The 7626-nt window shown below is 44.5% G+C and carries 6 protein-coding genes; 2 read left to right on the top strand and 4 right to left on the bottom strand.

The genetic code is table 11. The features are described from left to right. Positions 1 to 122: 122 nt before the first annotated feature. The 4 genes from QO187_RS10110 to QO187_RS10095 all read right to left on the bottom strand — a co-directional run bounded on the left by QO187_RS10110 (position 123) and on the right by QO187_RS10095 (position 3751). A complete protein-coding gene (locus QO187_RS10110; RefSeq protein WP_057761251.1) occupies positions 123 to 866 on the bottom strand; it encodes an amino acid ABC transporter ATP-binding protein in 744 nt (247 codons plus the stop codon). A 69-nt stretch (positions 867 to 935) separates the two neighbouring features. Beyond that, positions 936 to 1619 carry an amino acid ABC transporter permease gene (locus QO187_RS10105; protein ID WP_179797881.1) on the bottom strand — a complete coding sequence of 228 codons (684 nt, stop codon included), beginning with the start codon at positions 1617 to 1619 and terminating at the stop codon, positions 936 to 938. A 74-nt stretch (positions 1620 to 1693) separates the two neighbouring features. Beyond that, complete coding sequence (locus tag QO187_RS10100; protein ID WP_102093882.1) at positions 1694 to 2530, bottom strand: amino acid ABC transporter substrate-binding protein; 837 nt, start codon at positions 2528 to 2530, stop codon at positions 1694 to 1696. Positions 2531 to 2977: 447 nt separating this feature from the next. After that, positions 2978 to 3751: a UTRA domain-containing protein gene (locus QO187_RS10095; RefSeq protein ID WP_102093881.1), complete on the bottom strand. Its 774-nt coding sequence runs from the start codon at positions 3749 to 3751 to the stop codon at positions 2978 to 2980. 367 nt (positions 3752 to 4118) lie between these two features. On the opposite strand from QO187_RS10095, the gene hutU reads away from it, so the two are divergent. Both hutU and QO187_RS10085 read left to right on the top strand, forming a co-directional pair. Next, positions 4119 to 5837, top strand: a complete 1719-nt coding sequence (gene hutU, locus QO187_RS10090) for a urocanate hydratase (protein ID WP_102093879.1) — start codon at positions 4119 to 4121, stop codon at positions 5835 to 5837. 70 nt (positions 5838 to 5907) lie between these two features. Then, on the top strand, positions 5908 to 7272 hold the full coding sequence (locus QO187_RS10085) for a YjiH family protein (RefSeq protein WP_371548259.1): 1365 nt from the start codon (positions 5908 to 5910) through the stop codon (positions 7270 to 7272). The last annotated feature ends 354 nt before the right edge of the window (positions 7273 to 7626 follow it).

Genomic DNA, 7626 nt, shown 5'->3' with positions numbered 1-7626 from the left:
GACTTTGAGTTTAAAGTCTAGATTGTAACGCATAAAAATACCCCAAAAGTTGTGTCCAACTTATGGGGTTCAGTTCAGATTGGGGCTTTTTTGTTTGATTACTTACGCAAAAACAGACGTTTTTACTGCTCTATACGTTGCAAAAATGCCTGCGTACGAGGATGTTTTGAGTCCTCAAACAGCTGCTTGGCACTGCCTTCTTCAACCACATGACCATCTTCAATCAGTACAACATGATCGGCAACGTCGCGGGCAAAGTTGATTTCGTGAGTCACTACGACCATCGTCCAACCTTCGGAGGCGAGCTGCTTCATTGTCTCTAGCACATCTTGTACCAACTCTGGATCAAGCGCAGAGGTTGGCTCATCAAACAGTAATAGCGACGGCTCAATAGCAAGCGCACGAGCAATACCAATACGCTGCTGTTGACCACCAGATAGCTGAAACGGATAGAGATCTGCTTTGTCCGACAGTCCAACTTTCTCCAGTAGTACCAATGCCTGCTCACGGGCTTGCGCTTTGCTCTGCCCTTGTACCACTGTAGGCCCAAGCATCAAGTTTTCAATGGCTGTCTTATGTGGAAACAAATTATAAGACTGAAACACCATACCTGATTTACGCTGTAAAGCTAGTAGCGTCTTTTTGCTTGGCTTAGTCGCAAAGTCGACGCTCAAGCTATCATCATCAAAAGCAATCACACCTTGATCAGGAATCTCTAGCGCATTTAAACAACGCAAAAAGGTGGTTTTACCCGATCCTGAAGGTCCTAATATTACGACTACTTTGCCTTTATTAATGGTCAAGTCGATGCCTTTTAGCACCTGATTGCCACCGAAGGCTTTATGAATATTAGTGACTTTGATCATAAAAATTCCTGTTGGGCTAGTCTATATTTGCGAGTGTCTATTGAGCCATAACTTATTTTACTACGTAGCTTATTTTGCCACATAACGATCTAGCCTAGTTTCAAGCTTGCCTTGGATAAAGGTCAAGAACAGACAGATACCCCAGTAGATAATTGCGGCTTCGGTATAGACCAGCATAAACTCATAGTTACGAGCTGTGATAATCTGCGCTTGTTTGAACAGCTCAGTGACCAGTACCAATGAAGCAAGTGAGGTATCTTTTACCAGACTGATAAAGGTATTAGACAACGGCGGCACCGACACTCTAAGCGCCTGCGGTAAAATCACATGACGAAACGTCTGTAGATACGTCAAACCAACCGTCGAGCCTGCTTCCCACTGCCCTTTTGGTATCGACAAAATCGAAGCACGCACTGTCTCAGATGCATAAGCACCGATGTTCAGTGAAAACGCGATAATCGCTGAGGGAAAGGGATCGAGCTTCACCCCGACACTTGGCAGACCATAGAAAATAATAAACAGCTGAACCAGCATCGGTGTACCGCGAATGGCGGACACATAGACACGAGCGAGCCGATAAATGATTTCATGGAACCAAGTGGCACGCGGAATGATACGAATCAATGCCACTGTCAGTGCAATGGCCATACCGATCGCAAATGAGATCAACGCCAGCGGTATCGAATAATAGATACCGCCTTTGAGCATTGGCCAAAACGACGAGATGACAATCTGCGCTCGATCAGGACTCATAAATGGCAATACTGCCAATAAGTCCGCGAACCATGATGTAGACATTACAGAAGCTGACATGATAGAAACTGACATTATTTTTGTTGACTTATATCAGCACCAAAGAACTGTTCACTAAGCTTAGTTAGCGTGCCTTCAGCCGCCAATTCAGCCATCGCTTCATCCAGTTTCGCTACAACTTCATCATCACCTTTGATAAGCACTAGGCCTGAACCACGTAACTCACTAGCAGGTGCAGTCAGTTTAATCTCAAGATCAGAATCTGGGAATTTCTTTAGATAATCCAATACCGCCAGATTGTCATTCATCGTAAAGTCAGCACGATCTTGCTTTACTAATTGAATCGCTTGCGCCATACCATCGACAGGAACGATCTCTGCACCGTAACGCTCTGCAAGCTCACCGTAGTTACTGCTAAGTGATTGCGCAGTACGTAGACCTTTTAGACCTTCCCACGAGCTATAACGGTTGTCATCAGTAGGTGCCAATACAACCGCACCTGACCAGCTATAAGCCATTGCTTTGTCATACTTTGCTTTACGCTCAGGCGTGGTCAAACTAACTTGGTTGGCGACCATATCAAAACGTTTTGAGTCTAGACCTGCCAGCATCGCATCCCACTGAGTTTCTTTAAACTCAACATCAACGCCTAGTTTATCAGCAACGGCACGCGTCACTTCGACGTCATAACCCGTCAACTGACCGCTCTCATTATGATAAGTGAATGGCGGATAGGTGCCTTCGGTACCGACGTTAATCGTGCCGCCATTATTGATACGTTGTAGCAAATCTGAACCACCAGTCGCAGCACTATCTGTCGCATTGGTGTCGGCTTCATTGGTGCTAGACTGACCACAAGCGGCAAGCAATACAGTACTGGCGGCAAGGGCTAAAAGGTTACGACGTTTCATAAGACGTCCTTATAAGAGTGAATGAATAAAGTAAAAATGCATAATGTTAATAAGACACACAGCACTAATAAAATATACGGTGCTAATAAATAGAGCAAGCCGACACAGAAGAACAATATAAGCTCCTCTATGATATTCGGCTTTGGTTGCCCGATTTGAGGCTATTTGGGCTATTTTTCAATACTGTTTCTATATTATATTTTAATTTTTAACGATTGTTCAAATATTCTGACGAGTTTAATTAGCGCCAATTGCCATCTTATTAAATAGCAGCTTATGGATATAGTATCTCACTTTAGACAGAAACACGTACACAATCAGTGAGCATACGTAAGCTATAGTCAGTTCAATATAATTTCGATACAAGGAAACCGAGTGCAAGTTATACATTAGTATGCTTAGCGAGGATGACGATGTAGCGGATTTATATAGGCTTGACTATATCTGCTACAACTCGCCTGAGAACTGATAGCGATCTCCTGCATGCCACATTTTTACAAAGGTAACGACTTGGCCAGCCGAATAGGTCTGCCGACGCAATACAAGCGTTGGTGACTGCGGCGCAATTTGCAAAAACTTAGCAATCTCATCAGGGGCTGCCAATGCTCGGATGGTATAGCTGCCACTCTCTAGAGGGCTTTTGGCAATTAAGTAATCACTGGTATTGACCACACTAAAATCCTGATCGATGAATTTCGGCACTTTTTTAGCATCGACCCAACGCTCTTCAAACTGTATAGGCTGACCATCGGCAAAGTGAATAATTTTTACTTCATATAGGACAGCTTCATCACTAGCGTTTGTATCCACGCTTGCGTTAACAGATACAGACTCCTCATCGATCACTGCCCCTTCATTAATACCAAACTTACGACGCAGCTCATTATCGAGCATAGCAGCAGTAACAGCACGCTTGCTGACGACCTTTGCCTCATAATCACGATTGGCAGACTTTAAATCCTCAGCGATGTTGCGTACCTCAACAAACGTATGATTGAACTGCTGCTGTGCGACAAACGTGCCCGACCCTTGCCGACGCTCTAACACCCGCTCCTCGCTCAGCTCTTTTAGCGCACGGTTGACTGTCATCCTTGACACACCAAACTCTTCAGCCAGTGCCATTTCTGTCGAAATTGCGTTGCCCGCTTGCCACTTACCAGAATGGATGTTGTCTAGTATGGCGTTTTTTATGCGTTGATACGCCGGAATCGTCTTTGTCATATCCGCCTTTGACCGTCAGTTTTGCTAATAGGAATGACCACATAATATCACGAGACCACCGTGCAAGCCTTAGTCAAAATGTCTGAGCGTTCAGTGTTGACTAGGGCGTTTTTCAACTCACTCGGTGTTATCTAAATCGACTGAGTAAATAACAAAAATAATCAGCTCATGAAAAAAAACCTTGCATGAAAAAAGTATCTTTGATAATTTGTATATACAAATATACAGCAGTGCTAGAAAATTTGCTTTATCGATTCGATATTTTTATGAATTTAGATGAATACTTAGTCAATGAATATCTAGGCTGACTGTAAGACACTTACTTTGATGACTTTATCGCCCTATTCGCTATCACAAGGATATGATCATGACTACTGACAATGGAACCAACAAAGAGACTAAGCTGACTCGCCGTGATGAGAGCCGTAATATTGCTGCGCCTACTGGTAGCACGCTACATTGCAAAAGCTGGCTGACCGAAGCACCTTATCGTATGCTGCAAAACAACCTGCATCCTGATGTGGCAGAAAACCCAAAAAGCCTGGTCGTCTACGGTGGTATCGGACGCGCAGCCCGTAACTGGGAAAGCTATGATCAAATCTTAGAATCACTAAAAGAATTAGAAGATGATGAGACGTTGCTAGTGCAATCTGGTAAACCAGTCGGCGTATTTCAAACACATGAGAATGCACCGCGTGTCTTAATTGCTAACTCCAACCTTGTACCGCGTTGGGCAACGTGGGAGCACTTCAACGAGCTCGATCGCAAAGACCTGTTTATGTACGGTCAGATGACTGCTGGTAGCTGGATTTATATCGGCACGCAAGGCATCGTCCAAGGGACGTATGAGACTTTTGTGGAAGCAGGTCGTCAGCATTATGATGGTAGCTGGGCGGGTCGTTGGATTTTAACCGCTGGTCTGGGCGGTATGGGCGGCGCGCAGCCACTAGCTGCAACTTTTGCGGGTGCAACGTCATTGAACATCGAATGTCAGCAGTCTAGTATCGATTTCCGTTTGCGCACGGGTTATGTCGACAAGCAAGCAGACGATCTTGACCATGCTTATGAGTTAATCAAACAACATACGGACGCGGGCGAAGCCGTCTCTATTGCTCTACTTGGTAATGCCGCAGATATCTTGCCTGAGATGGTCAAGCGTGCTAATGCTGGCGGTATGAAGCCTGACTTGGTCACCGATCAAACCTCAGCGCATGACTTGATCAATGGCTATCTACCAAGCGGCTGGACGGTAGAGGAATGGAAAGCCGCCCAAGAAGATTCAGAGCAACATGCAGCACTGATCAAAGCCGCTGCTCAATCTTGTGCGGTACATGTACAAGCGATTTTAGACTTGCAAGCGATGGACATTCCAGCGACTGATTACGGTAATAATATCCGTCAGGTCGCTTTCGATGAAGGGGTCAAAGATGCCTTCAACTTCCCAGGTTTTGTCCCTGCGTATATTCGTCCGCTATTTTGCCAAGGTAAAGGCCCTTTCCGCTGGGTAGCGCTATCGGGTGATCCAGAAGATATCTATAAGACTGATCAAAAAATCAAAGAGCTATTCCCTGAAAATAAACATATTCATCGCTGGTTAGATATGGCAAAAGAGCGTATTCAATTCCAAGGCTTGCCTGCTCGTATCTGCTGGTTAGGGCTTGGTGAGCGAGATAAAGCGGGCTTAGCATTTAATGAAATGGTCAAAAACGGCGAGCTAAAGGGCCCAATCGTCATTGGTCGTGATCACTTAGACACGGGTTCTGTCGCTAGTCCAAACCGCGAAACAGAGAGTATGAAAGACGGCTCAGATGCGGTATCTGATTGGGCGCTATTGAACGGTATGCTAAATGTGGCTGGCGGCGCAACTTGGGTATCACTACATCATGGCGGCGGTGTCGGCATGGGCTATTCGCAGCATTCAGGTATGGTCATCGTAGCGGATGGCACGGACGCCGCGGCCAAACGCTTATCGCGAGTACTTGTCAATGATTGCGGCTCAGGCGTTATGCGTCACGCCGATGCAGGTTATGAGTTGGCGATTAAGACAGCGAAAGATTATGGTCTAAATCTGCCAATGATCAAATAGTTTGTCCCTTGTCTTTATACGCCGTAGCTGGGTATAAGGACATAATCGGCGTTTTATCAAGGAGGATAATATGATTGAACAAAATACAGCATCTGATCTGAACGATGAAAATGCAACGACATCGTCAAAAAAACTGCTATCAACCCCTATTGCTTTAATACAGCTGATCGTATTCAGTACGATCGGTTTAGTGATGTTTTTTGTGCCATTTACCATTGGTGAAAAAAGCACGATTTTGTTCGATCATGGCGCAACCTATCTAGTCACTCAGCAGCATACCTTGTCCGTGACGCTATTATTTTTACTCATCCTCTATGGAGTGAGTAAGCCATTTATCGATGGCTCATGGCGCAAAAATATCACCCATATGATTATGACGACTTTCAAGATCATCGGTCTGATGTTGGCAGTGATGTATGTGGCTGACATAGCGCCTACCTTTATGATGGAAAAGGACATGCTGCCGTTTCTGTTTGAAAAACTGGCCTTACCAGTCGGCATGATTGTACCGCTTGGGGCACTAATATTGGCCTTCTTGGTTGGCTTTGGCTTATTAGAAATGGTTGGTGTGCTCATGCAGCCGATTATGAAACCTATTTGGAAAACCCCAGGTTCATCAGCGATTGATGCTGTAGCTTCCTTTGTCGGTAGCTACTCCATTGGCTTACTCATCACCAATCGTGTGTACTTGCAAAAGCAATATTCAGCGCGTGAAGCCATTATCATTGCGACCGGGTTTTCGACTGTATCAGCGGCGTTTATGGTTATTGTTGCCAAAACGCTTGATCTGATGGAATTTTGGAATATGTTCTTTTGGTCTACGCTAGTGATTACCTTTATTGTTACTGCGATTACTGCTCGTATTCCGCCTATCAGGCTCTTTGATGATAGCGTTGAACGTCCCGCTTTAGACCATAAAGGTGGTACACGGCTAGCAGCTGCGTTTGATTTAGGTTTATCCACTTCGCGCCGTGCCACTGACCTCAAACAAATCTTGTGGTCTAACTTTCATGACGGTCTAACGATGGCAGCCGCTATTGTGCCTTCTATCATAGCTGTTGGCTTAACAGGATTACTGTTAGCAAAATATACACCCGTTTTCGATGCCTTGGGCTTGCTTCTCTATCCATTTACATGGCTTGGCGGCCTACCAGAACCACTTGTCGCTGCCAAAGGAATGTCGGCAGGATTGGCTGAAATGTTCTTACCAGCATTATTACTGAGCAATGCTGACATATTGACGCGCTATGTGGCAGGTGTCATCTCCATTAGCAGTGTGCTGTTCTTCTCAGCCATGATTCCATGCGTGCTTGCGACCGAGATTCCAATCTCTGTTGGTAAAATGGTCATCATTTGGTTCGAGCGCGTGGTACTCAGTATTTTATTGGCTGCAGCTTTCGGACATCTGGCTATGTACCTCAATTGGATTGGCTAAAAAACTCAAACTCAATAATAAATATTGCGTTGATTAAAAACCTTTCAACAACTTCATTTTAATAAAGATACTAGGGCGTGTCCTCAATTCAAACGAGTGTCCTCTAAATGGGCTAAAAACAGCTAAATTTTGCCAAACATCGTCAAACAGTTGGTCAATATCTCGATATTATCTGCACTATTTTTCTTGTTTAACGGCAATTTATCTCATTTTTATCACCATTTTTAAAATGAGGACACGCCCTAAACAAAAATAATATAACCCATATAGTCGATGCAATTTAAAAGTAGTACAAGGCAACCGAGTGCAGATGTATGTGTGATACTTCAAGCGAGGTTAACGCTGTAATATTTT

This window comes from Psychrobacter sp. Arc9 (assembly GCF_041431295.1).
Taxonomy (GTDB): domain Bacteria; phylum Pseudomonadota; class Gammaproteobacteria; order Pseudomonadales; family Moraxellaceae; genus Psychrobacter.
The sequence above is the reverse complement of the archived record's forward strand: the minus strand, read 5'-3'. Positions and strand labels throughout refer to the sequence as shown.